This window comes from Azotobacter bryophylli, assembly GCF_042643485.1.
GTDB lineage: Bacteria > Pseudomonadota > Gammaproteobacteria > Pseudomonadales > Pseudomonadaceae > Azotobacter > Azotobacter bryophylli.
Genome location: NZ_JBHRSJ010000021.1, coordinates 14541 through 37873, shown reverse-complemented (window position 1 = coordinate 37873; position 23333 = coordinate 14541). Strand labels below are relative to the sequence as shown.

At 67.6% G+C, this 23333-nt stretch carries 24 protein-coding genes and 1 riboswitch; of the genes, 13 read left to right on the top strand and 11 right to left on the bottom strand.

Annotated features, from left to right (window positions below):
* Positions 1–22 precede the first annotated feature (22 nt).
* Genes prmC through murI form a run of 3 tightly spaced genes read left to right on the top strand, consistent with a single transcriptional unit; the run spans position 23 to position 2430 of the window.
* The gene (gene prmC, locus ACFOJE_RS11345; RefSeq protein WP_377814458.1) at positions 23–901 is read left to right on the top strand and encodes a peptide chain release factor N(5)-glutamine methyltransferase; all 879 of its coding nucleotides are present in this window, start codon (positions 23–25) and stop codon (positions 899–901) included.
* A complete protein-coding gene (locus ACFOJE_RS11340) occupies positions 891–1649 on the top strand; it encodes a molybdopterin-synthase adenylyltransferase MoeB (protein WP_377814457.1) in 759 nt (252 codons plus the stop codon). Before prmC ends, ACFOJE_RS11340 begins: the two co-directional genes overlap by 11 nt.
* Positions 1639–2430, top strand: a complete 792-nt coding sequence (gene murI, locus ACFOJE_RS11335) for a glutamate racemase (RefSeq protein ID WP_377814456.1) — start codon at positions 1639–1641, stop codon at positions 2428–2430. Before ACFOJE_RS11340 ends, murI begins: the two co-directional genes overlap by 11 nt.
* A 160-nt stretch (positions 2431–2590) precedes the next feature.
* On the opposite strand, the gene ACFOJE_RS11330 is transcribed toward murI, so the two are convergent.
* Positions 2591–3574 (bottom strand): NAD(P)/FAD-dependent oxidoreductase, encoded by a 984-nt coding sequence (locus ACFOJE_RS11330; protein WP_377814455.1) that lies wholly within the window; start codon positions 3572–3574, stop codon positions 2591–2593.
* A gap of 205 nt (positions 3575–3779) precedes the next feature.
* On the opposite strand from ACFOJE_RS11330, the gene ACFOJE_RS11325 reads away from it, so the two are divergent.
* Both ACFOJE_RS11325 and hemH read left to right on the top strand, forming a co-directional pair.
* Positions 3780–4685 carry a TIGR01777 family oxidoreductase gene (locus ACFOJE_RS11325; protein ID WP_377814454.1) on the top strand — a complete coding sequence of 302 codons (906 nt, stop codon included), beginning with the start codon at positions 3780–3782 and terminating at the stop codon, positions 4683–4685.
* Complete coding sequence (gene hemH / locus ACFOJE_RS11320) at positions 4682–5707, top strand: ferrochelatase (RefSeq protein ID WP_377814453.1); 1026 nt, start codon at positions 4682–4684, stop codon at positions 5705–5707. Before ACFOJE_RS11325 ends, hemH begins: the two co-directional genes overlap by 4 nt.
* Here hemH and upp read toward each other — a convergent pair.
* Positions 5704–6339, bottom strand: a complete 636-nt coding sequence (gene upp, locus ACFOJE_RS11315) for a uracil phosphoribosyltransferase (RefSeq protein WP_377814451.1) — start codon at positions 6337–6339, stop codon at positions 5704–5706. The genes hemH and upp overlap by 4 nt on opposite strands.
* Before the next feature lie 165 nt (positions 6340–6504).
* Between upp and ACFOJE_RS11310 the strand changes: the two genes are divergently transcribed.
* On the top strand, positions 6505–7062 hold the full coding sequence (locus ACFOJE_RS11310; protein WP_377814450.1) for a hypoxanthine-guanine phosphoribosyltransferase: 558 nt from the start codon (positions 6505–6507) through the stop codon (positions 7060–7062).
* Between the two features lie 126 nt (positions 7063–7188).
* Positions 7189–7476 carry a PA4642 family protein gene (locus ACFOJE_RS11305; RefSeq protein WP_377814449.1) on the top strand — a complete coding sequence of 96 codons (288 nt, stop codon included), beginning with the start codon at positions 7189–7191 and terminating at the stop codon, positions 7474–7476.
* A 58-nt stretch (positions 7477–7534) separates the two neighbouring features.
* Here the strand turns inward: ACFOJE_RS11305 and mqo are convergent, their stop codons facing one another.
* The gene (mqo, locus tag ACFOJE_RS11300; RefSeq protein ID WP_377814448.1) at positions 7535–9073 is read right to left on the bottom strand and encodes a malate dehydrogenase (quinone); all 1539 of its coding nucleotides are present in this window, start codon (positions 9071–9073) and stop codon (positions 7535–7537) included.
* Entirely contained in the window at positions 9073–9231 is a 159-nt protein-coding gene (locus ACFOJE_RS11295) for a hypothetical protein (protein ID WP_377814447.1), read from the bottom strand. The genes mqo and ACFOJE_RS11295 overlap by 1 nt, the downstream gene beginning before the upstream one ends.
* Before the next feature lie 651 nt (positions 9232–9882).
* On the opposite strand from ACFOJE_RS11295, the gene ACFOJE_RS11290 reads away from it, so the two are divergent.
* Positions 9883–10467, top strand: coding sequence for a YajG family lipoprotein (locus ACFOJE_RS11290; RefSeq protein ID WP_377814446.1), 585 nt, complete (start codon positions 9883–9885; stop codon positions 10465–10467).
* A gap of 104 nt (positions 10468–10571) precedes the next feature.
* On the opposite strand, the gene ACFOJE_RS11285 is transcribed toward ACFOJE_RS11290, so the two are convergent.
* Positions 10572–10754 (bottom strand): hypothetical protein, encoded by a 183-nt coding sequence (locus tag ACFOJE_RS11285; RefSeq protein ID WP_377814445.1) that lies wholly within the window; start codon positions 10752–10754, stop codon positions 10572–10574.
* A 389-nt stretch (positions 10755–11143) separates the two neighbouring features.
* Between ACFOJE_RS11285 and ACFOJE_RS11280 the strand changes: the two genes are divergently transcribed.
* A complete protein-coding gene (locus ACFOJE_RS11280) occupies positions 11144–11425 on the top strand; it encodes a hypothetical protein (RefSeq protein WP_377814444.1) in 282 nt (93 codons plus the stop codon).
* 14 nt (positions 11426–11439) lie between these two features.
* On the opposite strand, the gene ACFOJE_RS11275 is transcribed toward ACFOJE_RS11280, so the two are convergent.
* Complete coding sequence (locus ACFOJE_RS11275; protein WP_377814443.1) at positions 11440–12603, bottom strand: 1-acyl-sn-glycerol-3-phosphate acyltransferase; 1164 nt, start codon at positions 12601–12603, stop codon at positions 11440–11442.
* A 311-nt stretch (positions 12604–12914) separates the two neighbouring features.
* Here ACFOJE_RS11275 and ACFOJE_RS11270 point away from each other — a divergent pair, with 311 nt between their 5' ends.
* Together ACFOJE_RS11270 and ACFOJE_RS11265 are read left to right on the top strand one after the other, a co-directional pair.
* Positions 12915–13532, top strand: a complete 618-nt coding sequence (locus tag ACFOJE_RS11270) for an SOS response-associated peptidase (protein ID WP_377814442.1) — start codon at positions 12915–12917, stop codon at positions 13530–13532.
* Between the two features lie 132 nt (positions 13533–13664).
* Positions 13665–14483, top strand: a complete 819-nt coding sequence (locus tag ACFOJE_RS11265) for a M48 family metallopeptidase (RefSeq protein ID WP_377814441.1) — start codon at positions 13665–13667, stop codon at positions 14481–14483.
* A gap of 52 nt (positions 14484–14535) precedes the next feature.
* On the opposite strand, the gene ACFOJE_RS11260 is transcribed toward ACFOJE_RS11265, so the two are convergent.
* From ACFOJE_RS11260 to ACFOJE_RS11245, 4 genes are all read right to left on the bottom strand, one after another.
* Entirely contained in the window at positions 14536–15117 is a 582-nt protein-coding gene (locus tag ACFOJE_RS11260) for a TMEM165/GDT1 family protein (protein ID WP_377814440.1), read from the bottom strand.
* An 87-nt stretch (positions 15118–15204) separates the two neighbouring features.
* Positions 15205–15324, bottom strand: a riboswitch (yybP-ykoY riboswitch).
* Between the two features lie 48 nt (positions 15325–15372).
* Complete coding sequence (locus ACFOJE_RS11255; RefSeq protein ID WP_377814439.1) at positions 15373–16374, bottom strand: methyltransferase; 1002 nt, start codon at positions 16372–16374, stop codon at positions 15373–15375.
* 46 nt (positions 16375–16420) lie between these two features.
* Positions 16421–17383: a 2-hydroxyacid dehydrogenase gene (locus ACFOJE_RS11250; RefSeq protein WP_377814438.1), complete on the bottom strand. Its 963-nt coding sequence runs from the start codon at positions 17381–17383 to the stop codon at positions 16421–16423.
* 79 nt (positions 17384–17462) lie between these two features.
* Positions 17463–18638 carry a thiolase family protein gene (locus ACFOJE_RS11245; protein ID WP_377814437.1) on the bottom strand — a complete coding sequence of 392 codons (1176 nt, stop codon included), beginning with the start codon at positions 18636–18638 and terminating at the stop codon, positions 17463–17465.
* 200 nt (positions 18639–18838) lie between these two features.
* On the opposite strand from ACFOJE_RS11245, the gene ACFOJE_RS11240 reads away from it, so the two are divergent.
* Positions 18839–20686 (top strand): DUF1302 domain-containing protein, encoded by a 1848-nt coding sequence (locus tag ACFOJE_RS11240; protein WP_377814436.1) that lies wholly within the window; start codon positions 18839–18841, stop codon positions 20684–20686.
* On the opposite strand, the gene ACFOJE_RS11235 is transcribed toward ACFOJE_RS11240, so the two are convergent.
* Positions 20683–22314: a L,D-transpeptidase family protein gene (locus ACFOJE_RS11235; protein WP_377814435.1), complete on the bottom strand. Its 1632-nt coding sequence runs from the start codon at positions 22312–22314 to the stop codon at positions 20683–20685. The two genes, ACFOJE_RS11240 and ACFOJE_RS11235, sit on opposite strands and share 4 nt — an antisense overlap.
* 138 nt (positions 22315–22452) lie before the next feature.
* Here ACFOJE_RS11235 and ACFOJE_RS11230 point away from each other — a divergent pair, with 138 nt between their 5' ends.
* On the top strand, positions 22453–23181 hold the full coding sequence (locus ACFOJE_RS11230) for a murein L,D-transpeptidase catalytic domain family protein (protein ID WP_377814433.1): 729 nt from the start codon (positions 22453–22455) through the stop codon (positions 23179–23181).
* Positions 23182–23333 lie beyond the last annotated feature (152 nt).

Here is a 23333-nt window from a genome sequence, read left to right as displayed (position 1 = left end):
ACGACCGGAGATAGCCGCCGCCATGGCCAGCATCGAAACCCTGCTCAACGCCGCCGTGCTGCCCGACTCGCCCAGCCCGCGGTTGGACGCCGAGTGGCTGCTCGCCGCGGCCCTCGGCAAGCCGGCCAGCTACCTGCGCACCTGGCCGGAGCGCGAGGTGCCCGAGGGTGCCGCCGAGCGCTTCGCCGCCTGGCTGGCTCGCCGCCGCGCCGGCGAGCCGGTGGCCTACATCCTCGGCCGCCAGGGTTTCTGGAGCCTCGATCTGGAGGTGGCGCCGGCGACCCTGATCCCGCGGCCGGACACCGAACTGCTGGTGGAAGCCGCCCTGGCTCTGTTGCCGGCCAGGCCCGCATGTGTGCTCGACCTCGGCACCGGTACGGGCGCCATCGCCTTGGCACTGGCGGCGGAGCGGCCGGCCTGGAGGCTGACCGGCGTCGACCGAATCGACCAGGCGGTCGCCCTGGCCGAGCGCAATCGCGCCCGCCTGGGCCTGGGCAACGTCGACTTCCTCCTGAGCCACTGGTTTTCCGCGTTGGGCGGCCGGCGCTTCGGGATGATCCTCAGCAATCCCCCCTATATCGCCGCCGATGACCCGCACCTGGGGCAGGGCGACGTGCGTTTCGAACCGTCCAGCGCGCTGATCGCCGGCTCCGACGGCCTGGACGATATCCGTCTGATCGTCGCCCAGGCGCCCGAGCATCTCGAACCCGGCGGCTGGCTGCTCCTGGAGCACGGCTTCGAGCAGGCCGCCGCCGTGCGCGAACTGCTGAGTGGGCGCGGCTTCGTCGAGGTGGAGAGCCGCCGCGACCTCGGCGGCCACGAGCGCATCAGCCTCGGCCGCCTGCCGGTCGGCAGCGGACCCAACCCATCACCTTCGCCGGGAGAGCCCCATGCTCAGTGACGAAGAACTGTTGCGCTACAGCCGCCAGATCCTCCTGCCGCAGATCGACGTGGCGGGGCAGCTACGCCTGAAAGGCAGCCGCGTGCTGATCGTCGGCCTCGGTGGACTGGGCTCCCCGGTGGCGCTCTATCTGGCCGCCGCCGGCGTCGGCGAGCTACATCTGGCCGACTTCGACAAGGTCGATCTGACCAACCTGCAGCGACAGGTCCTGCACGACACGCCGAGCGTCGGCATGGGCAAGGTGGACTCGGCGCTGGCCCGGCTGGCGGCGATCAACCCGCAGGCGACGCTGGTGCCGCTGCGCACGGCACTGGACGAGGACTCCCTCGCCGCAGCGGTAGCGGCGGTGGATCTGGTGCTCGACTGCAGCGACAACTTCGCCACCCGCGAAGCGGTGAACGCCGCCTGCGTGGCCGCCGGCAGGCCGCTGGTCAGCGGTGCGGCGATCCGTCTGGAAGGCCAGCTCTCGGTGTTCGATCCCCGGCGCGACGACAGCCCCTGCTACCACTGCCTCTATGGTCATGGCAGCGAGGCCGAGCTGACCTGCAGCGAGGCCGGCGTGGTCGGTCCGCTGGTCGGACTGGTCGGCAGTCTGCAGGCGCTGGAGGCACTCAAGCTGCTGGCCGGCTTCGGCGAGCCGCTGGTCGGCCGCCTGCTGCTGGTGGATGCGCTGACCAGCCGCTTCCGCGAGCTGCGGGTCAGGCGCGATCCCCGGTGCTCCGTCTGCGGGACGCACCATGAGCGGTGACGCCCCCGTCGGCGTCTTCGATTCCGGGGTCGGCGGGCTGTCGGTGCTGCGCGAGATCCGCGCGCGGCTGCCGCGGGAGTCGCTGCTCTACGTCGCCGACAGCGGCCACGTGCCCTACGGCGAGAAGAGTCCCGAATATATCCGCGAGCGCTGCCGGCGGATCGCCGATTTCCTGCTCGGGCAGGGCGCCAAGGCGCTGGTGCTGGCCTGCAACACCGCCACCGCGGCGGCGGTGGCCGAACTGCGCGAATGCCATCCCGGCCTGCCGGTGGTCGGCATGGAGCCGGCGGTGAAGCCGGCCGCGGCGGCCACCCGTACCGGCACGGTCGGCGTGCTGGCGACCACCGGCACCTTGAAGAGTGCCCGGTTCGCTGCCTTGCTCGACCGCTTCGCCGGCGACGTGCGGGTGGTCACCCAGCCCTGTCCCGGTCTGGTCGAGCGGATCGAAGCCGGCGAGCTGGACGGCCCGCAGACCCGCGAGCTGCTCGAAGGCTTCGTCGCGCCGCTGCTGCTCGAAGGCTGCGATACCCTGATTCTGGGCTGCACCCATTACCCCTTCATCAAGCCCCTGCTGCGTCGGCTGGTTCCCGAGTCGATCAGCCTGATCGATACCGGCGCCGCGGTGGCTCGTCAGCTGGAGCGGCTGCTGCAGGCCGGCGGGCTGCTCGCCGGCGGCTCGGTGGGCGCGCGCTTCTGGTCCAGCGGCGAGCCGGCCGAGCTGGAGCGGGTATTGCCGCTGCTGTGGGGGGAGGTCGCAGCGGTCGAGTCGCTACCCGTCTGATTCCTTCGTTGCCCGCGGCTGCTGGTCGTCGTCCTGACGGGGCGGCTCGGGGCAGGATAGCCAGACCCGTTCGCCGGTCCGCCCATGCGGCGGATCGGCTGTCTGGCAAGAAGGGGGCTTGAGCGATTCGGGACGCTTCGGCGAGCCCGGGAGCGGTAGGTCAGCGCGTGTGGTGCTGCAGCAGCTTGCGGGCGGCTTCCTGGCCGCTCAGCCAGGCGCCTTCGACCCGGCCGGACAGGCACCAGTCGCCGCAGACGTAGAGACCCAGATCGGGATCGGCCAGCGCGCCCCATTCGTGGCTGGCGGCCGGGCGGGCATAGAGCCAGCGATGGGCGTGGGCGAAGGTCGGCGGCGGCACGGCGCAGCCGATCTGTTCGGCGAAGAGGCCGTGCAACTGCTCGATCACCGCTTCCTTGTCCAGATCGAGATGCTGCCTGCTCCAGCGGCTGCTGGCATTCAGCGTCCAGATGTCCGGCTTGCCGGCGCGTCCGGGTTTGTCGCGGTTGCGGGCCAGCCAGTCGATGGCGCTGTCGTGGGCGAAGCAGCCCTCGACCGGCGTGTCCAGCGGCTGATCGAAGGCCAGGGCGACGGCCCAGACCGGCTCCATGGTCACGCCGGCCGCGGTACTGGCCAGCTTCGGCGCCGCCGCCAGCAGGGGCGCCGCCTGGTGCGGCGGCGTGGCGACCACCACGTGGCTGAAGGGGCCGAAGCTTTCGCCTTCGGCGCTCTGCAGATGCCAGTTCTCCTTGCCGTGGAAGACTTCGGTGATGCGGCAGGAGAACCTGACCGGCAGGTCGCCGAGCAGGCCGCGGGTGATCGAGCTCATGCGCGGCGTGCCGATCCAGCGTACCTGTTCGTCCTGGGAGGGGCGCAGCTGGCCGTCGGCGAAGTCGTAGAGGCTGGGTTTCCATTCGTCCACCCAACCGAGGCTGCGCCAATGCTGAACCGCGTCGGCGAAGCGCCGGTCGCGGCTGGTGAAATACTGGGCGCCTATGTCGATGGCGCCGAAATCCTTGCGTGTGCAGGCCATCCGACCGCCGCTGCCACGGCTCTTGTCGAACAGTTGAACGTCGAGTCCGGCTGCATGCAAAGCCCCCGCCGCGGAGAGCCCCGCGATGCCTGTGCCAATGATGGCAATCGTCATGGTGAACCTCTTTCCCCTTCAACAGCAGAGTGCGCCCAGAACGAATTCTTCCTGTTCATCCTACTCTGCAAGATGTCGACCCCTGGCGCTGGCTGATTTCCATCTGTACGTCAGTCTCTATTTCTAAATGTAAGACTACCTAAGCGCAAAAGCTTGAGAAATTCACATTCGCTTGGTCTCTTTTCGAGTATGCGAGGAGCCTGCCATGCATATCCTTCTGACCGGTGGTACGGGCCTGATGGGCCGCGGCCTGTGCCGCAAGTGGATTGTCGAGGGGCACCGGCTGAGCGTCTGGAGCCGCTCCCCGGAACGGGTACCGTCGCTCTGCGGGCGTGAGGTCCGCGGCGTCGGACGGCTCGAGGAGCTGGGCGAGGAGCCGCTGGATGCGGTCGTCAACCTGGTCGGCGCGCCCATCGCCGACCGGCCCTGGACGCGCCGGCGCAAGGCCGAGCTGTGGGCCAGCCGCATCACCCTGACCGACCGCTTGTTCGACTGGCTGCAGAGTCGTGGGCAGCGGCCGCGGGTCCTGGTGTCCGGCTCGGCGCTGGGCTGGTACGGCGATGGCGGCGAGCGCGAGCTGCACGAGGACATGGGGCCGGTGACCCAGGACTTCGCCAGCCAGCTCTGCGGCGCTTGGGAAGCCGCGGCCGGGCATGCCGAGGCGCTGGGCGTGCGCGTCGTGCTGCTGCGCAGCGGGCTGGTGCTGGCGCGCGACGGCGGCTTTCTCAAGCGTCTGCTGCCGCTGTTCCGGCTGGGGCTGGGCGGGCCGATCGGCAGCGGCCGGCAATGGATGAGCTGGGTCCATATCGACGATCAGATCGCCCTGATCGACTTTCTCGTGAGGCAGGAAGACGCTCGCGGTCCTTATAATGCCTGTTCGCCACAACCGGTGCGCAACGCCGACTTCGCCCATGCCCTTGGGCGCGTGCTGCACCGGCCGGCGCTGCTGCCGGCGCCGGCCTTCGCCCTGCGCCTGGGGCTCGGCGAGCTGGCCGGGCTGCTGCTGGCCGGCCAGCGCGCCGTGCCGGTCCGCCTGCGCGAAGCCGGCTTCGTCTTCCGCCATCACGATCTCGGCAGTGCCCTCGAGGATCTGCTTAAGGAAAGAACATGACCGAACACGCACTGTTGCTGGTCAACCTGGGCTCCCCCAGTTCCACCGACACAGGCGACGTGCGCCGCTACCTCAACCAGTTCCTCATGGACCCCTACGTGATCGACCTGCCCTGGCCGCTGCGGCGGCTGCTGGTTTCGCTGATCCTGATCCGGCGTCCGGCCCAGTCGGCGCACGCCTATTCCTCCATCTGGTGGTACGAGGGCTCTCCTCTGGTCGTGCTCAGTCGCCGCCTGCAGCAGGTCGTGCAGTCGCACTGGACGAACGGCCCGGTGGAGCTGGCGATGCGCTACGGCGAGCCGTCCATCGAGGGCGCGCTGAAGCGCCTGGCGGCGCAGGGCGCCAAGCGGGTGACCCTGGCGCCGCTGTATCCTCAGTTCGCCGAGAGCACCGTCACCACTGTGGTGGAGGAGGCCCGGCGGGTAGCGGGCAGGCACCGCCTGGGGCTGGAGATGGCGGTCCTGCCGCCGTTCTACGAGCAGCCGGCTTACCTCGACGTGCTGGCGAAGAGTGCGCAGCCCTACCTGCAGCGGGGCTTCGACCATCTGCTGCTGAGCTTCCACGGTCTGCCCGAACGGCATCTGCACAAGGCCGACCCGACCGGTGCGCACTGCCTGCGGGGCCCCGACTGCTGCCGCCAGGCCCAGGCCGATGTGCTGGATCGCTGCTATCGCGCCCAGTGCCTGCGTACCGCCGAGGGCTTCGCTCGGCGGGCCGGTTTGGGTGAGGAGCGGTGGTCGGTGTCCTTCCAGTCGCGTCTGGGGCGGGCCAAGTGGATCGGGCCGTACACCGAGGAGCGCCTCGACGAACTGGCCGCCCAGGGCGTGAAGAAACTGCTGGTGATGTGCCCGGCGTTCGTCACCGACTGCATCGAGACCCTGGAGGAGATCGGCCTGCGCGGTCGCGAGCAGTTCCGGGCGGCGGGTGGCGAGGATCTGGTCCTGGTGCCCTGCCTCAACGACCAACCGGACTGGGCCGCTGCCCTGGCCGGGCTCTGCCGGGGCGTGCCGTTCCCCGCCTAGGCCTTCTGCTGGGTGCCGAACACCTTATCGCCGGCATCGCCGAGGCCGGGGATGATGTAGCCGCTCTCGTTCAGGTGGTCGTCGATGGAGGCGGTGTAGATGGTCACGTCGGGGTGGCGCTCGTTCAGTAGGGCGATGCCCTCGGGCGCGGCCACCAGCACCAGGGCGCGGATTTCCCTGCAGCCGGCCTTCTTCAGCATGTCGATGGTGGCGGCCATGGAGCCGCCGGTGGCGAGCATGGGGTCGATGATCAGCGCCAGGCGCTGGTCGATCTCCGGTACCAGCTTTTCCAGGTAGGTCTGCGCGACCAGGGTTTCCTCGTTGCGCGCCAGGCCGACCACGCTGACCTTGGCGCTGGGGATCAGTTGCAGCACGCCGTCGAGCATGCCGATGCCGGCGCGCAGGATGGGTACCACGGTGATCTTCTTGCCGGCGATCTTCTCCACTTCCACCGGTCCGCACCAGCCCTCGATCCGGTAGCTTTCCAGGGGCAGGTCCTGGGTCGCCTCGTAGGTGAGCAAGGCGCCGACCTCCTGGGCCAATTCGCGGAAGTTCTTCGTGCTGATGTCCGCGCGGCGCATCAGGCCGAGCTTGTGGCGGATCAGGGGGTGGCGGATTTCTCGAATGGGCATGGAGGAGTTCCGTCGCTGTGGCGGTCGATTGCGATAAATTAAAGCACCCGCCGTGCCAGCGACAGGCCTGTTCCGGGAATGTCGCGGCTTGCCGTTCGCAGGGCCGCTGGGTACCTTTGCCGGCCACCGTTTCGCTTTACGAATCCCCAGCCTAGAGGAAATACCATGTCCGTCGATCTCGCCCACATTCGCCAAGTCATGGCGGAGGCCGATTGCCTGTACACCGAAGCCGAAGTCGAGGCGGCGATCGACCGCGTGGCAGTGGCGATCAATGCCGATCTGGCCGAGCGCAATCCGATCGTCTTCTGCGTGATGAACGGCGGCCTGATCTTCGCTGGCAAGCTGGTGACCAAGCTCGGCTTCCCGCTGGAGCTGTCCTACCTTCACGCCACCCGCTACCGCAATGAAACTCAGGGCGGCGATCTGTTCTGGAAGGCCAAGCCGGAGATTTCCCTGATCGACCGCGATGTGCTGATCATCGATGACATCCTCGACGAGGGGCATACCTTGAGCGCCATCGTCGACTTCTGCCATCAGGCCGGAGCCCGTGCGGTGCTCACCGCGGTGCTGATCGACAAGGACCACCAGCGCAAGGCCAGGCCCGACCTGAAGGCCGACTACGTCGGCCTCGGTTGCTCCGACCGCTACATCTTCGGCTACGGCATGGACTACAAGGGCTACTGGCGCAACGCGGCCGGGATCTACGCGGTGAAAGGCCTGTAAGGATGAGGGGCATGCAGGTGCGCTCGGCTATCTGGCGACCGCGCAGGAGCGCTTCCCGCCGCGTTGAGAGGGAAGTGGTCGGACAGTAAACTGCCCGCCTCTCAGAACGATCGATTGGAGCGGACGATGCGTAAAGACAAGCAGAAGGTGATTGGCGAAGAGATCGGCGACGAACAGATCAGGCAATTTCTCGCCCTGGAGCCGGCGGATGCCACCCCGCCGTCGCTGCACAAGCTGATCAAGGCCTATCGGGGGCTGCGGGTGGGGGATTTCGAGCGCTTCATCCGCTTCTTCGTCGAGGCGGGCTACGACCTCGACAGTCGGGACGCCCAGGGTCGGGACTTCCTGGCCCTGATTGGCGATCAGCGCCAGGCCGAGTCCTATATCGAGATCGTCGAGGCCGCTCGTTGCTGACAGGTCGCCCAAACGAAAAAACCGCCTTCCGGCGGTTTTTTCATGGCACGTCTGCTTCTCAGCGGTGGGCCCGGAGCTGGATCAGCTCGGCCGACTGGTTGGCAGTGGTGTCGTCGGTCAGCCCCAGACGCTTGTGCGACGAGGCCTGGATGCTGCGGTACAGCTCCGCATCCTTCTTCAGATCGTCGGCCGAGGCGGGGAAGATATCCTTCAGACGCGACTTCCACTGCTCGGACTGCAGGCGGTCCGGGAAGCAGCGCTTGATCAGGTCGAGCATGGCCGATACGGAAACCGAGGCGCCCGGCGAGGCGCCCAGCAGCGCAGCGATGGTGCCATCCTGTGCGGCGACGATCTCGGTACCGAACTCCAGTTTGCCGCCGCGCTTCGGATCCTTCTTGATGATCTGCACGCGCTGGCCGGCGATCTCCAGGCGCCAGTCCTCGGCCTTGGCCTGAGGGTAGAAGCCGCGCAGGGTTTCCAGGCGCTCATCCATGGACTGCATCACTTCCTTGATCAGGTAGCGGGTCAGGTCCATGTTGTCGCGAGCCACGGCCAGCATCGGGCCGATATTGCTCAGGCGGATCGACTTCGGCAGATCGAGGAAGGAGCCGCGCTTGAGGAACTTGGTAGTGAAGCCGGCATAGGGGCCGAACAGCAGCGACTTCTTGCCGTCCACCACACGGGTGTCCAGGTGCGGTACGGACATCGGCGGAGAGCCCACGGCGGCCAGGCTGTAGACCTTGGCCTGGTGCTGCTTGACCACTTCTGGGTTGTCGCAGCGCAGCCACTGACCGCTGACCGGGAAGCCGCCGTAACCGTGGCCTTCCGGAATGCCGGACATCTGCAGGAGGGGCAGGGCGCCACCGCCGGCGCCGAGGAAGACGAAGCCGGCCTGGGTGACGCTGCTGGCGCCGCTCTTCAGGTCCTTGACGGTGACGCTCCAGCCCTTGCCCGAGCGCTGCAGGCCGGTGACCTTGTGGGCGTAACGAATGCTGATGCCGGGCTTGGTGGACAGGTGCTGCAGGAGCTGGTGGGTCAGGGCGCCGAAGTTGACGTCGGTGCCGCCCAGCGTGCGGGTGGCGGCGAGGCGCTCGCCCGGGGTGCGGCCCGGCATCATCAGTGGCATCCACTGCTCCAGGGTCGCCTTGTCTTCGGAGTATTCCATGTTGGCGAAACAATGGTGCTTGTGCATCGCCTGGAAGCGTTGGCTGAGGAAGCCGATATCCTTCTCGCCGCGTACGAAGCTGAGGTGCGGAACGGGGTTGATGAAGGTTCTCGCCGAGCCGAAGGTGCCCTGCTCGAGCAGGTAGGCCCAGAACTGCTTCGATACTTCGAACTTGGTGTTGATGGCGACCGCTTTGGAGATATCGACCGAGCCGTCGGCTGCCTGCGGGGTGTAGTTTAGCTCGCAGAGACCGGCATGGCCGGTGCCGGCGTTGTTCCAGGGGTTGGAACTCTCCAGGGCATCGGATTCCTGCATTTCGACGATTTCCAGCTTGAGGCTGGGGTCGAGTTCTTTCAGCAGCACGCCCAGAGTCGCGCTCATGATGCCGGCGCCGACCAGCACCATATCTGCTTCGTGGTTATCTTGCGCCATTAACGCCTCCAAATCTGCAGCACCAAATTGGCATTGCGACCATTGCCCGTCATCAGGCGGCCGAGCTGCGACATCTCTTCTGTGATGTGCGGCTCCAGCCAGGTCGTTGTATCCGTATATTCCTTGACAGGCACTGCCGATGGATCGGCGGTGCTCATGGCGGATGCCTGCATGGCTGGTGGCCAGGATATAAGCTTAGTACCTGGCTCTGCAGTCAGTGACTCTCGTCTGGACATCCGCATGGTCCGGCTTCGTGTTCTCGAACGAACCTTCGTTCAGGACACTAGCGGGCGAACCCTGAATTCACGGTGTTTTGACGTCGCGGTGGAGGAGCATCAAAGGCCTGCGCTTCGGATGCATTGTTGTTCATCATTGCTCGCCACACTCTTGTGAAGTAGTGAAAAAACCGTCTTTCCACGCTCTTTTGGAGTCGTGAACCTTGTGTTGTGTCGTCGTCTCGGCGCCGGTACGACGTTCGGGACAGTCTGCTTCCTTGCAAACGAATTCTGCATGAAGGGCGAAAATCGAGCCGGCAAATCTGCTGGCTGGCAGCCCGACTGGGCGACTCTCCGGGGCGGGGCGCGTTGTATGCGCTGCAGTTGAAATGCGTGTTGCTACCCGATCAGGAGGCGACCGTATTAATCGGTTAATCATTATACCGGCAAACTGGCAAAGTTGACCCCTAACTTTAGTTTTATTGCGGGGCCGGGCGGGCGCGGAGCTCGGCACTGCGGGCCTGGGCGCTCTGTCGAAGCGCAGCGGGGCCCGTTATACTGCGGCCCTTCAACCCGATCATGGAGTGCATGAGCATGTTGCAACGTCTGTTGCTCGGTCTGGTCGCGGTCGCTGGCCTGAGTCTGGCCGGCTGTGCCCTCAGCCCGCAACAAATCCAGCCGGATCCGAAAATCAACGCGCCGCTCACGGCGGTCGGCCACGGTCAGCCCGTGGTGGTCCGGGTCGTCGACGGACGATCCTCGCAGAGCCTGGGAACCCGTGGCGGGCTCTACCCGGAGACCAGCTCGGTCAACGTGCGCAAGCAGGACATCCTGCCCAGGCTGCAGACCCAGGCCGAGGCCGCGGTCCGCCTGCTCGGTTTCACCCCGTCACCCAATGCCTACAATGCGCCGCAACTGACCCTCACCCTGGCGGAGCTGAAATACCAGTCGCCGAAGGAGGGCCTGTACGTCACCGAAGCTGACATCAGCGCCACCTTCCGGGTCGACGTGATGAGTGGCGGTCGCAGCTACAACGGCCGCTACGGAGCCACGCTCAATCAGCGCTTCGGCATGGCGCCGAACGAGGAGACCAATACCAAGCTCATCAGCGACGTGTTGAGCGACGCCATGACCCGGGCGTTCAAGGATCCCTCGATCGGTCAGTTGCTGGCCCGCTGAACGTTTTTCCCAGATAAGACAAAGCCCGGCCGAGCGATCGGATCCGGGCTTTTTTGCCTCTGGACAGTCCGGGGAGTCTGGAGTGCCAGACGTCGGTCGATCGCTCAGGCGGCTTTGGCGAGCCGCTGGCCGGGCTGAGCAGGGGAGGCTAGGGCGTAATGCTCGTGGCCGCCCAGGGAGCAGTAATCCAGCCAGGCATCGTCGTGATTGCAGAAGTCCAGTCCGAACATGTCTTCCATGTCGTTCCGGGAGTCGAGCGTTTGCTCAAGGGATTGAGAGTGCTGCATGTCAGATCCTCCGCGGATTGGCGGATGCGTCTGCCCGGGCAAGGTCTCCGGTTCCGAGGCAAGTCGGACGACCGTTTTCCGGACCCAAGCAAGGTGCATCGCGCCGTCTCGCATTTCATCGGAAGCGAGCCCTTCCCTGGCTCAGATCGGGTAAGGTGGTACACGAACCTTTACCACTGCCCGTGCCTACCGGCCCATACAGGCTCATGCAAGCTGTTGGCCAGTTAGCTTCGGAGAGATGGGCATGCGTCCTGCAACCGCTTTCCAGACGGTTCCTTCCTCTCGCCGGAGGAGATAGCGCTGCCTTCGAATCCCCGACACGGGTTTATGTTTATCCCTTTATTGGTGCACGAGGCGTGCCCTTGCACCTGTCCGATGCGGAGGTTGTCATGTTGCTGCAGACCTTATGGTCTCCTTTCGTCCTTTATCCTGCCCAGCTGCTCAATTCGCTGGCGCTGTTCTTCGCCTTCGCCGGCAGCTGGCTGCTGCTCGCCACCCGCATTCGCGAGCAGCGCATGCTCGCCCGGGTGGTGCGCGAGGGACGTATGGAGGCGGGAGAGGAGTGTCTGGCCGACGAGCCGACCCTGAAGATCAACCGGTTCTTCTATTGCTTCGGCGCCGGCAGCCTGTCGCTAGCGCTGCTCCTGTCCTGGAGCAGCACCCAGCTCTGACATCGGGCGTCCGCTCAGAGCGGTAGCCCGGCCTTGACCCGGTACTGGTTGCGTACCGGGTTGGCGTACTGGAGGATCAGGTACGGCTGCTGCTCGACCGGACAGGCGGACAGGCGTTTCTGCCATTCACTCTCGGCACGGGCCACCTCTTCGGCAGGGAACAGTTCCGCCGCCCGCGGCACCCGAACTTCCGGGGCCTGTCCGCTCCACATCTCGTATGCCAGGTAATGCACCGGAAACAGCCGGTAGTTGCCGAGAATCTGACGATCCACCTCGGCGGCGAGCAGCTTGGGGTCTTCCGGCGGATCGCTCAGCGGCGCCCCGAAATGCAGGTGTACGTGTCCCTTGTAGCCGGTGATGCCCTTGGCGATGCTGGCGTCGTCCTCGCCCGGTGCCTTGGTGTAGCTGCCGGTGGTGGCACGGATGTACAGCTCGCGGGCCTTGGCCAGGTCGCAGGGATCGTATTCGTAGCTGATCGATACCGGGGTCAGATGAAGCGATTTCACCACCTCGGCGAAAGGCTCGTCCTTGCGGCTCATGTGGAACATCTTGAGGATCGCCGAGTCGGTGCGATCGTCGCCGTCCTTGGCCCGGCCTTCGGCCTGGGCGATCCAGATCGATTCGCCCTCCGCGCGGATCGAGTGGCTGATGTAGGAGGACAGCAGCTGGTAGGCGGCCAGCTTCTCGCGCCGGCCGGTCAGCGAGCGATGCACGATGAAGCTCTTGTTCAGGCGCATCAGGTCGCTGACGAAGGGCCGTTGCAGCAGGTTGTCGCCGATGGCGATGCGCGGCGTCTGCAGACCGGCGTGGTACACCGCGTAGTTGACGAAGGCCGGGTCCATGACGATGTCGCGGTGATTGGCGAGGAACAGATAAGCCTCGCCGGGTTTCAGGTGTTCGAGACCGCCGTAGGTCACGCCGTCGGTGGCCCGCTCGATGGTGCGGTCGACATAGGGCTCGATCTTGATCTGCAGACTGGCGACGTTGTCTATTCCGGCGAATTCGGCACGCAGGTGGCGGGCTATGAGCGGCTTGAGCAGCCAGCCGAAGCGGCGTGCCAGACGCGGAAAGCGGAAGTGGGTGAGAATCTTGAGAAAGCTGGCATCGTTGAACAGCCGCTGCAGTACGGCATGAACCTCGGTGTCGGCATAGGGTCGGATGGCATCGAATTCGCCCATCATACGCTCTTGAATAAGACTGGAGAAAAAAGGCCCCGGAGAGTGCAGCCGAGGTGCGGCGGGTCGCGCTCGTCGTCTACGGAAATCGGCCGCCAATTATAGCTATAACTCAAGCGAGACCGGCATGCGTATCCATGCGCCAGAATTGCCGAATTCGACCGGGGGCAGGGGCTGGTTGCCAGGCGGGCACGGTGGGCGCCCGACCAGTACAATGCCACCTGCCGCAGGGCCGAGTCGAAGAGCTTGCCTTGCGAATTGCCGACACGGCAAGCCGTGCTCTATTTCTCCAACGCTTCCGAGTGGTTTCCTGCATGTGCGGACGCTATGCCCTGTTTCGCTGGACTCCGGCCCTGGCGGCCTTGCCCGGCTTCCCTGCCGACCAGCAGCCGCACTGGAACATCGCTCCGGGGGCTTCGGTGCTGATGTTGCGCGGCGCCGAAGGCGGGCGCGAGGCGGCGCGGGCGCGCTGGGGATTGACCCCGGCCTGGCTGACCGATCTGTCGCGCACCCCGGCCCATGCCCGGGCCGAGACGCTCGCCGAACAGCCCATGTTCCGCGAGGCCTTCCGGGAGCGCCGTTGCCTGGTGCCGGCCAACGGCTTCTACGAGTGGCGCGGCAGCGGGCGCAAGCGGCCCTACTGGATGAGCGCCGAGGCGTCGCTGCTGTACTTCGCCGCCATCTGGGAGGCCTACCCGGTTGCCGGGCAGGTGTACCTGAGCCTCGCGCTGGTCACCCAGGCAGCGGCCAGCCTGCGCCGGCCGCTGCTTCTCGATGAGGCCGGGCAGGCGAGCTGGCTGGATGCGGAGGCGCCTCAGCCCGAGCTGCGAGCCCTGCTGACCAGGCCCCAGCCACCGCTGCGCGAGCGGGTGCTGGCCGATCTGGTGAACGATCCCCGACTGGATGCGCCCGAGTGCCTGACGCCGGCGTGACGAATGCCGTCTTGCAGGGAACTTTCCGCTCGCCAACGGTCTGTGGCTTACTTTTCTCATGCTGTCGGCATACGGTTGCCGCCCCCATGCCGGCGGCCTAGGATGGCGGCCATGTTCGTCAGGAGTTCCTACATGGGCAGAACGCTTCACTTCACCGGGCTGGCCAGCGCGCTTTTGCTGGCGGGTTGTCAGGTAGTCAACACCACCAGTGGCGGTGCCGTCGGCGTCGAGCGCAAGCAGTACATGTTCAGCATGCTCTCCACCCAGCAGGTCAACCAGATGTACGAGGCTTCGTTCCAGAAAACCCTGGCCGAGGCTTCGCAGAAGGGCGTGCTGGACAGCAACAGCGCCGAGGCCAAGCGCCTGAACGCCATCGCCCAGCGGCTGATCGCCCAGGCCCCGGTGTTCCGCCCCGACGCGGCCCAGTGGCAATGGCAGGTCGCGCTGATCAAGAGCGACGAGCTCAACGCCAGCTGCGGTCCGGGTGGCAAGATCATCTTCTATACCGGCCTGATCGACCGGCTGCAGCTGACCGACGACGAGATCGCCGCGGTCATGGGCCACGAGATCGCTCACGCCCTGCGCGAGCACAGCCGCGAGGCGATGTCCCAGGCCTATGGCGTGGATCTGGCGAAGCAGAGCGCCAGCGCCCTGCTCGGGCTGCCGGCGGCCGACATGGAGCTGGCCGACACCGCAGTGCAGCTGGGCATGACCCTGCCCAACAGCCGGGCCAACGAGAACGAGGCCGATCTGATCGGCCTGGAGCTGGCCGCCCGCGCCGGCTACAACCCCAATGCGGCGCTGACCCTGTGGCAGAAGATGACCCAGGCCGGCGGCAGCCAGCCGCCGCAGTTCCTCAGCACCCACCCCTCGCCGGGCAACCGCACCGCCGCCCTGCAGTCGGCGATTCCCAAGGTCATGCCGCTGTACGAGCAGGCCAAGGGCAAGTAGCGGCGAGCGCTTTCGGACGGGATGGGGCGCCCATCCCGTCCATTACGGCTCCCTACAGCCAGCCGGCCAGTTTCATGGCCTCGTAGCCGGCGTACACCGCCAGGACGGCGAAGGCGGCGGCGGCCAGGCGGCGGATCAGTGTCAGAGGCAGACGGTCGGCGGCGAAGTTGCCGGCCAGCACCACCGGCACGTTGGCGATCAGCATGCCCAGGGTCGTCCCCATCACCACCAGCACGAAATGCGGATATTGCGCGGCCAGCATCACCGTGGCGATCTGGGTCTTGTCGCCCATCTCGGCGAGGAAGAAGGCGATCAGAGTGGTGAGGAACGGGCCGTAGCGCTTGAGTCCGGATTCCTCGTCCTCGTCCAGCTTGTCCGGCACCAGGGTCCAGATGGCCACGGCGGCGAAGGCCACGGCCAGGATGGCGCTCAGCTGGGCCTGGCTGAAGAAGCCGGCGACCCAGGTGCCGACGGCACCGGCGGCGAAGTGGTTGGCTATGGTGGCGACGATGATGCCGCAGATGATCGGCCAGGGCTTGCGGAAGCGGGCGGCGAGCAGCAGGGCGAGCAGTTGCGTCTTGTCGCCGATCTCGGCCAAGGCAACGATCAGGGTGGGAACGAAGAGCGATTCCATCGGATTTCCTAAGGGGCGGGTCGACATTCTTCCATGACACGCGCACCTCCCCGCCCCGGGTCAGGTGTACGTGTCATAGGTCTTGTCAAACCCGGGGCCGCATGGGCCGGGGTCGCACGCGCCATGGCCGGTTGGCCAAGTATGTTGACGGGTGCCGGGCGAGCGGACGCTCGCAGGAGACTACTCCCCTAGGACGGGGCGCATTGTGCCCAAGCCGGGCGCGCCGGGCAATCCCGGCGTGCTCCGCAGGCAGGCTCAGGCGCGTCGGCCGGCCCGGTAGATGCGAAAGCCCTCGGCCTCGGCGAGGGTCTGGCAGGGGCCGAGGTATTCCTCGATCAGCGGCTGGTACTTGAGGAAGCTGTTGGCTACCAGTCGCAGCTCGCCGCCGGGCGCCAGATGCCGGGCGGCCTCGCGCAGCAGGTCCTCGCTGGCCTGGTAGTCGGTGTGCACGCCCTGGTGGAACGGCGGATTGCTGAGGATCGCTGCGAGTCCCGCGGGGGCGGCCTGGATGCCGTCGCCGGCAACCACTTCGGCCTCCAGGCCGTTGGCGGCCAGGGTCAGGCGGCTGCTGGCGACGGCGAAGGCATCGACGTCCAGCAGCGTCACCGTGCTCTGCGGATAGCGGCGCTTGAGCACCGCGCCGAGCACCCCGGCGCCGCAGCCGAAGTCCAGCAGCGGACCCTGGGGCAGAGCGCCGAGGTACTGCAGGAGCAGGGCGGTGCCGCGGTCGAGGCGGCCGTGGCTGAATACTCCGGGCAGGCTGACCACTTCCAGCGGGCCGTCGTCCAGCTCCAGATGGTAGCGCTGGGCGAGAGCGTCCAGGTCGGGGGCGGGTGGGGCCTGCTCCACCGTCATCTGCCACAGCTGGCAGTGGCGCGCGCTGTCCAGTTTGCGCGGCTGGCCGTAGGCCTTGAGCTGCTTGGCGGCGCTCTCGATGCCGCCGCGCTTCTCGCCGACCAGGAACAGTTCGCCGCCGACCAGGCGCGCGGCCAGGGCGTCGAGCAGATAGCGGGCCAGCTCGCGGGATTTCGGTAGGAACAGCACGGCGGAGGAGAAGGGCCGCTCGCCTGGGGCGACGCCGAACAGACTGCGTCCGGGGAAGCGCGCTTCCTGCGCGGCGTGCTCGCCGGCATGCCAGCTCCAGCCGTGGGCGGCAGGCAACTGCCCGAGCAGATCGTCGGCCGGCAGGCCGGCCAGCAGCAGGTCGCCGCCGAACAGGTCGGCCTGGCGCATCAGCACTTCGCTACGCGGGTCCATGGGGGCTCCTCGGAAAAAAGGGGGCAAGCTTAGCAGGCCGCCCGTCTCAATTGACCACCCGCCGCGGCGCGCCGGCGAAATAGGCGAGGGCGTTCTCGGCCAGCTGGTCGACGATGCGCTGGCGCGCCTCGCGGCTGCCCCAGGCGCTGTGCGGGGTGACGATCAGCCGCGGGATGTCCGGGGCCAGCAGCGGGTTGCCGTCCCGCGGCGGCTCGACGCTGAGCACATCGGTCGCCGCGCCGCCCAGATGCCCGGCGCGCAGGGCATCTGCCAGAGCCTGCTCGTCGACCAGACCGCCGCGGGCGGTGTTGATCAGGAAGGCGCCGGGCTTCATCAGGTCCAGTTCGCGGGCGCCGATCAGGTTGCGGGTGTGCTCGTTCAGCGGGCAATGCAGGCTGAGGGCGTCCACCTGCGGCAGCAGTTCGTCCAGCGGCAGGCGATCGCTGCGGGCAGGACGTCCGGGCAACTGGCCGAGCAGTACGCGCATGCCGAAGGCTTCGGCCAGCCGGCCGACGGCGCGGCCCAGTTCGCCGTGGCCGAGCAGGCCGAGGGTCTTGCCCTCCAGCTCGACGATGGGGAAATCCAGCAGGCAGAACTGTTTGGCCTGCTGCCAGCGGCCGGCGCGGATCGCCGCCTGGTAGTCGGGCAGCGAAGTGGCCAGGGCGAGCAGCAGCATCAGGCAGTGCTGGGCCACCGAGGGCGTGCCGTAGCCCTGGCAGTTGCACACGGTGATGCCATGGGCGCGGGCGGCGGCCAGATCGACGTTGTTGGTGCCGGTGGCGGCGATCAGCACCAGTTCGAGGTCGGGGCAGGCGGCGAAGGTCTCGGCGCCCAGCGGTACCTTGTTGCTGATCGCCACCCGGGCGCCCTGCAGGCGTTCCGCCACCTGCGTGGCGCTGCTGCGCTCGTGCAGCACGCAGCCGTCGAAGGCCCTGTGCAGCGGGGCGAGGTCCAGGTCGCCGAGATCAAGGGAGGTGTGGTCGAGGAAGACGGCGTGGCGGTTGCTCATCGGCGGGTCCTTGGCGCGATCGGAAAGACGAGGGCGTGAGCCTACCAGACCGGCGCCGCGCCCCTGTAGCCCCGCTGCCTCAGAGCAGCTCGAGCGCCACCGCGGTGGCCTCGCCGCCGCCGATGCACAGGCTGGCGATGCCGCGGGCGCCGCCGGTCTGGCGCAGGGCGTTGAGCAGGGTGACGATGATCCGCGCGCCGCTGGAGCCGAGCGGGTGGCCCTGGGCGCAGGCGCCGCCGAAGACGTTGACCCGCGAATAGTCCAAGCCGTGGCAGCGGATGGCCAGGATGGCGACCATGGCGAAGGCCTCGTTGATCTCGTACAGATCCACCAGATTCTTGTTCCAGCCGATCTTGCGCAGCAGCTTCTCGATGGCGCCGACCGGAGCGATGGTGAAGTCGGCCGGTTCCTGGCTCTGGGTGGCATGGCCGACGATCCGCGCCAGCGGTTGGAGGCCGCGGCGGCGGGCTTCCTCGGCAGTCATCAGCAGCAGGGCCGAGGCGCCGTCGGCCATCGGGCTGGAGTTGGCCGCGGTGATGCTCCCGTCCGGGCGGAAGGCCGGCTCGATTTCGGGGATGCGCGCCGGATCGGCGCCCAGCGGCTGCTCGTCGTCCGTCACCCGCACCTCGCCCTGGCGGGTCCGCACCGTCAGCGGGACGATCTCGGCGGCCAGCGAGCCGTCGGCGATGGCGGCCTTGGCCCGCTGCAGCGAGCCGAAGGCGTAGGTGTCCATGGCCGTGCGGGCGATGCCGTAGCGGTCGGCCGCCTCCTGGGCGAACTCGCCCATCAGCCGGCCACTGCGGGCGTCCTCCAGGCCGTCGAGGAACAGGTGGTCGCGCAGCCCGGCGTTGCCTAGGCGCAGGCCGAGCCGCGCCCGCTCCAGCAGGTAGGGGGCGTTGGACATGCTCTCCATGCCGCCGGCCAGCAGCACCTGGTCGGTGTCGGCCTGGAGCAGGTCGTGGGCCAGCATCACCGCCTTCATGCCCGAGCCGCACAGCTTGTTGACCGTGGTGCAGCCGGTGCTGGCGGGCAGGCCGGCATCCAGCGCCGCCTGGCGCGCCGGCCCCTGCTTCAGGCCAGCCGCCAGCACGCAGCCCATGATCGCCTCCTGCACGGCGGCCGGCTCGATGCCGGCACGCGACACGGCCTCGCGGATCGCCGCGGCGCCGAGCTCGACGGCACTGAGCCCGGACAGGCTGCCGAGAAAACCGCCCATGGGCGTGCGCACCGCACTGACGATGACGACCTCGGACATCGCTCGCCCCCTTTGTTATTGTCGCGCCGGTGAGTGATGTTCTCAAGTATGGATGGAGGGCATTATTTTGCCCGCCGTCCCGGCACGGGCCCGCCGGCGCTGACGGTCGTCGGCTGCCCGGCGCCCCGCATGTGATCTCTGCGCGAAAAGCGCGGTCAGAGACACGAGCTTTTCCTTCCCGAGTCGTTCTGGATTTCCGCATGACACCACCCCATCCGCTCAGGTCCCTGACCGGGCTGCCGCTGGCCGTCGGCATGGCCCTGCTGGCGTCGCCGGCGGCGGCCGTGACCTTCAACATCGGCGAGATCGAGGGGCAGCTCGACACCCGCCTGTCGATCGGCGCCAGCTGGGCGACGGCCGGGGCGGACAAGGACCTGATCGGCGCCGGCAACGGCGGCCACGGGCTGGCCTCGATCTCCGACGACGGCCGCCTCAACTTCCGCAGCGGCGAGACCTTCTCCAAGCTGTTCAAGGGCACCCACGAGCTGGAGCTGAAGCGCGGGGAGGGCGGCCTCTTCGTCAGCGGCCGCTACTGGTACGACTTCGAGCTGATGGACGGGGGGCGCCCGTTCAAGGACATCGACAACGGCGGCCGCCAGGAGACCGCCCGGGCAGCCGGGGCGCGCCTGCTCGACGCCTATGCCTACCGCCACTACCGCATCGGCGAGCAGCCGGGCTCGGTGCGCCTCGGCCGCCAGGTGGTCAACTGGGGCGAGAGCGCCTTCCTGCAGAGCGGCATCGGCGCGATCAACCCGATAGACGTGAGCGCCTTCCGCCGTCCCGGCGCCGAGTTCAAGGACGGCCTACTGCCGGTCAACCTGCTGCACCTGTCGCAGAACCTGAGCGACGCCCTGTCGATGGAGGCCTTCTACCAGCTGACCTGGAAGCGGACGGCGGTGGACAACTGCGGCACCTTCTTCTCCCAGTCCGACGTGATGGCCGCCGGCTGCGACGCCAACCTGGCGGTGCTGAGCCGGCAGAGCGCGCTGTCCCCGGCGGCGATCGCCCAGCTGCAGGCCGGCGGCGTGACCTGGGGCGATCCGGACGAGGGCGTCGTCGTGCCCCGCGGCAAGGACCGCAAGGCCGGCGACGGCGGGCAGTGGGGGCTGGCCGTGCACTACTTCGCCGAGCCGCTGGACACCGACTTCGGCGCCTACTACATCAACTACCACAGCCGCCTGCCGATCCTCGGCGGCGTGGCCGCCGACCGCGCGACCTTCGCCGCCGCGGCCGGTCTGCCCGCCGGGCAGGCGCCGCTGCTGGTGGCCGGCAACTCGAGCTACTTCGTCGAATACCCGGAGGACATCCACCTCTACGGCCTGAGTTTCTCCTCCACGCTGCCCAGCGGCACCCTCTGGCGCGGCGAGATCAGCTACCGGCCGAACGCGCCGGTGCAGCTCAGCATCAGCGACATCCTCGGTGCCGGCCTGACCCCGCTAGACGCGCAGGCGGCGCTGCTGCAGGCGCGCCCGGGGCAGACCCTGCACGGCTACCGGCGCAAGGAAATCACCCAGTTGCAGACCTCCTTCACCCATTACGTCGAGGAGGTCATGGGCGCCAGCCGCCTGACCCTGGTCGGCGAAGTCGGCTGGACCCACGTCGGCGGCCTGGAGAGCCGGAACCGGCTGCGCTACGGCCGCGACCCGGTGTTCGGGTCCGGCCCGCTGGCGGGGAACGCCTGCCAGGCGCTGAACGCCCTGATCCTGCAGGGCGCCGCCCAGGACAACCTCGCGCGCTACTGCGAGAGCCGGGGCTTCACCACCGCCGACTCCTGGGGCTACCGGCTGCGCGCGACCTGGGACTACAACGACGCCTTCCTCGGCGTCGACCTCAAGCCGAGCCTGGCCTGGTCCCACGACGTCAGCGGCTACTCGCCGAGTCCCGGCGGCAACTTCGAGGAGGGCCGCAAGGCGGTCAGTCTGGGCCTGGATGCCGACTACCGCGACACCTACAGCGCCAGCCTGGCCTACACCAACTTCTTCGGCGGCCGCTACAGCACGGTGAAGGACCGGGACTTCCTGACCATGAGCCTCGGCGTGAAGTTCTAGCTGCGGTCCTGGCCCTTAAGCGCGTCGAGGATCTTCTCGTCGTGGCCGTAGATGTCCGCCTTGAACACCAGCTCGCCGTCCTCGTCGACCTGGGCGGTCCAGTAGGCCAGCAGGATCGGCACGGGCCTGGGCAGCTTCACGTTGCGCGTCTCGCGGCTGGCGAGAATCTGCACGATGCGCTCGCGTTCGGCCGGGGTGGCCTCGCTCAGCAGCAGATCGGTCAGCTGCATGGCCTTCTCCACCCGCACGCAGCCGGAGCTCAGGGTGCGTGTTTCCTTGGCGAACAGCTGCTGGCTCGGCGTGTCGTGCAGGTAGACCGAGAAGGGGTTGGCGAAGCGGATGGCGACCTGGCCGAGCGGGTTCTGCGGGCCGGGGTCCTGGCGCAGCATGACGCCGCCGGGGTTGTTCCAGTCGACGCGGCGCGGGTTCAGTTCCTTGCCCGAGGCGTCCAGCACGCGCAGGCCGTGGTTGGCCAGGTAGCCGGGGTCGCGCTGGATGTGCGGCAGCTTGTCCTCGCGCAGGATGGTCGGCGGCACCGTCCAGGTCGGGTTGAGGGTGATGTGGGTGATCGCCGACTTGAGCAGCGGCGTCGGTCGGGCGGCTCGGCCCACCTGGGTACGGGTCTGCCAGAGGGCCTGGCCGTCGCGATAGAAGGTCAGGTGAGCGCCGGCGATGTCCACCAGCAGCAGGGTCGGCTCCATCTCCCGGGCCAGCCAGCGGAAGCGTTCGAGGTTGACCCGCAGCTGGTCCATCCGCGCTGCCGGGATGACGTTCATAGCGGCCAGCGTGGCCGGGCCGAGAACGCCGTCGACGTCCAGGTTGTTGCGCGCCTGGAAGCGCTTCACCGCATCGACCAGACGACCGGTATAGCGATCGGCGGGTTCGCCGCGCCGGCGTTTCTCGGTGAGATAGCCCTCGGCGGCGAGCCGGCGCTCCAGCACGGGGATGCGCGGGTCGGTCATGCTCGGTTGCAGCACCTTGCCCTCGGGCACCTGCGGCCAGGGCCCCGGCGGGTCCTGGCGGCGGGCCGCATAGGCGCGGCGCAGCGCCTGGTAGGACTCCAGCGACGGACGGGCACGCTCGAAGGCCGCGGGCAGGTCGTCCAGCTCGGTCACGGCGAAGGCCGGGAACAGCGCCGGCGGAGTCGCCGTGTGGCTGCTGTAGGCGTGCCAGATCGGCTCCAGACCGGCCGGGTCGAGGCGGCCGTTGCCGAGGTGGTGCAACGCCTGCAGGTAGACATGGGTGGCGAGGACCTCGGTGCAGGCATCCTGGTCCGGCGCGGTGGCCTCGTCGCCGGCGAGCTGGCGCAGGGCCTCGACATGGTAGGTCGCCGGATCGAGCCCGTCGTCGGCCAGTTGCTCGAGTTGGCCCAGCAGTTGCCTCAATCTGGCAGACTTGCGCCAGACTGCCTGGAAGTCGAACTGGTGGTAGAAGGCTGTCAGCGCTTCCCGGCTAGACTGATCCAGTGGTACGGCGGGGGTGGTGCAGGTCAGCTGCGGCTGCTCCAGCTCGAGGCGGATGGCCTCGTCCTGGTCGAGGTGGTCCGGGGCTGCCTGGGGTGCTTGGGGGTGTATCAGCTGGGCTGCGACGAACAGACCGATTAACAGGGGTGTGCATTTTTTATACAATTACAGCGCTCCAAAACGGCCTGTTAAACAAAACCAACATAAGCGGCAGGCCAGACAGTGCCGGTGCGGTTCATCATACGCAGTCGAGCCAGGACGGCGACAGGACGTGCGAAAATCCATCAAGAGGCTTTCCTTTTCATGACTACTTCCTTTCTTCGGCGCCTTTTGCCGACCGTAGCCAGTCTTGCCGTTCTCTTCTCCGTCTCCTTCGCCGATGCGGCGCAGGTTTCCATCCCCCTGGCCGACAGCCTGGCCAAGGCTGCACCCAAGCTGAACAAGGAAGTGCTGCGCAGCGCCGTGGCGGCCATGCAGTGCGCCGTCAACAACGGCTCCGAGCCGGCGCAGCGCCTGGCGGTCATCGACTTCTCGCTGCCGTCCTCGCAGCGCCGCCTGTGGATCTTCGACCTGCGGCGCAAGAGCCTGCTGCTCGAGGACTTCGTCGCCCACGGGCAGAAGTCGGGGGAGGACTACGCCACCCGCTTCTCCAACCTGGATGGCAGCCACCAGTCGAGCCTGGGCCTGTTCCGCACCCAGGAGAGCTACCTCGGCAGCCACGGCTATTCCCTGCGGATCGACGGCCTGGAACCGGGGATCAACGACCGCGCCCGCGAGCGGGACATCGTCATCCACCCGGCCGACTACGTGAATCCGGCCTGGATCAAGCGGCAGGGTCGCATAGGTCGCAGCTTCGGTTGTCCTGCCGTTCGTCCGGAAGTGGCGCGGATGGTGGTCGACAGCCTGAAGGGGGGGCAATTCATGTTCTCCTACTACCCGGACCAGAAATGGCTGGCCTCCTCGCTCTATCTGAACTGCCGGCCGAAGCAGGTGGCCAGCCTGCTGGCCGCCGCCCGCGACTCGGATAGCTGAGGCGTCGCCCCGGTCGGCATCGCCCCTTCGGTAGTGGGGCTTGCTGGCCGGGGGCCCAGGGTGGAGAATCCGCACCGCCATCCTGTCACCCCGCAGCGAAGGGCCGAAATCTCGGCCCTTTCGATAGCGTTTTGCTTCCTATCAGCAAAAGC

Bases quoted from the DNA above. Each gene is read 5' to 3' on its own strand.
- prmC (WP_377814458.1), top strand. From the start codon at position 23: ATGGCCAGCATCGAAACCCTGCTCAACGCCGCCGTGCTGCCCGACTCG.
- ACFOJE_RS11340 (WP_377814457.1), top strand. From the start codon at position 891: ATGCTCAGTGACGAAGAACTGTTGCGCTACAGCCGCCAGATCCTCCTG.
- murI (WP_377814456.1), top strand. From the start codon at position 1,639: ATGAGCGGTGACGCCCCCGTCGGCGTCTTCGATTCCGGGGTCGGCGGG.
- ACFOJE_RS11330 (WP_377814455.1), bottom strand. From the start codon at position 3,574: ATGACGATTGCCATCATTGGCACAGGCATCGCGGGGCTCTCCGCGGCG.
- ACFOJE_RS11325 (WP_377814454.1), top strand. From the start codon at position 3,780: ATGCATATCCTTCTGACCGGTGGTACGGGCCTGATGGGCCGCGGCCTG.
- hemH (WP_377814453.1), top strand. From the start codon at position 4,682: ATGACCGAACACGCACTGTTGCTGGTCAACCTGGGCTCCCCCAGTTCC.
- upp (WP_377814451.1), bottom strand. From the start codon at position 6,339: ATGCCCATTCGAGAAATCCGCCACCCCCTGATCCGCCACAAGCTCGGC.
- ACFOJE_RS11310 (WP_377814450.1), top strand. From the start codon at position 6,505: ATGTCCGTCGATCTCGCCCACATTCGCCAAGTCATGGCGGAGGCCGAT.
- ACFOJE_RS11305 (WP_377814449.1), top strand. From the start codon at position 7,189: ATGCGTAAAGACAAGCAGAAGGTGATTGGCGAAGAGATCGGCGACGAA.
- mqo (WP_377814448.1), bottom strand. From the start codon at position 9,073: ATGGCGCAAGATAACCACGAAGCAGATATGGTGCTGGTCGGCGCCGGC.
- ACFOJE_RS11295 (WP_377814447.1), bottom strand. From the start codon at position 9,231: ATGAGCACCGCCGATCCATCGGCAGTGCCTGTCAAGGAATATACGGAT.
- ACFOJE_RS11290 (WP_377814446.1), top strand. From the start codon at position 9,883: ATGTTGCAACGTCTGTTGCTCGGTCTGGTCGCGGTCGCTGGCCTGAGT.
- ACFOJE_RS11285 (WP_377814445.1), bottom strand. From the start codon at position 10,754: ATGCAGCACTCTCAATCCCTTGAGCAAACGCTCGACTCCCGGAACGAC.
- ACFOJE_RS11280 (WP_377814444.1), top strand. From the start codon at position 11,144: ATGTTGCTGCAGACCTTATGGTCTCCTTTCGTCCTTTATCCTGCCCAG.
- ACFOJE_RS11275 (WP_377814443.1), bottom strand. From the start codon at position 12,603: ATGGGCGAATTCGATGCCATCCGACCCTATGCCGACACCGAGGTTCAT.
- ACFOJE_RS11270 (WP_377814442.1), top strand. From the start codon at position 12,915: ATGTGCGGACGCTATGCCCTGTTTCGCTGGACTCCGGCCCTGGCGGCC.
- ACFOJE_RS11265 (WP_377814441.1), top strand. From the start codon at position 13,665: ATGGGCAGAACGCTTCACTTCACCGGGCTGGCCAGCGCGCTTTTGCTG.
- ACFOJE_RS11260 (WP_377814440.1), bottom strand. From the start codon at position 15,117: ATGGAATCGCTCTTCGTTCCCACCCTGATCGTTGCCTTGGCCGAGATC.
- ACFOJE_RS11255 (WP_377814439.1), bottom strand. From the start codon at position 16,374: ATGGACCCGCGTAGCGAAGTGCTGATGCGCCAGGCCGACCTGTTCGGC.
- ACFOJE_RS11250 (WP_377814438.1), bottom strand. From the start codon at position 17,383: ATGAGCAACCGCCACGCCGTCTTCCTCGACCACACCTCCCTTGATCTC.
- ACFOJE_RS11245 (WP_377814437.1), bottom strand. From the start codon at position 18,638: ATGTCCGAGGTCGTCATCGTCAGTGCGGTGCGCACGCCCATGGGCGGT.
- ACFOJE_RS11240 (WP_377814436.1), top strand. From the start codon at position 18,839: ATGACACCACCCCATCCGCTCAGGTCCCTGACCGGGCTGCCGCTGGCC.
- ACFOJE_RS11230 (WP_377814433.1), top strand. From the start codon at position 22,453: ATGACTACTTCCTTTCTTCGGCGCCTTTTGCCGACCGTAGCCAGTCTT.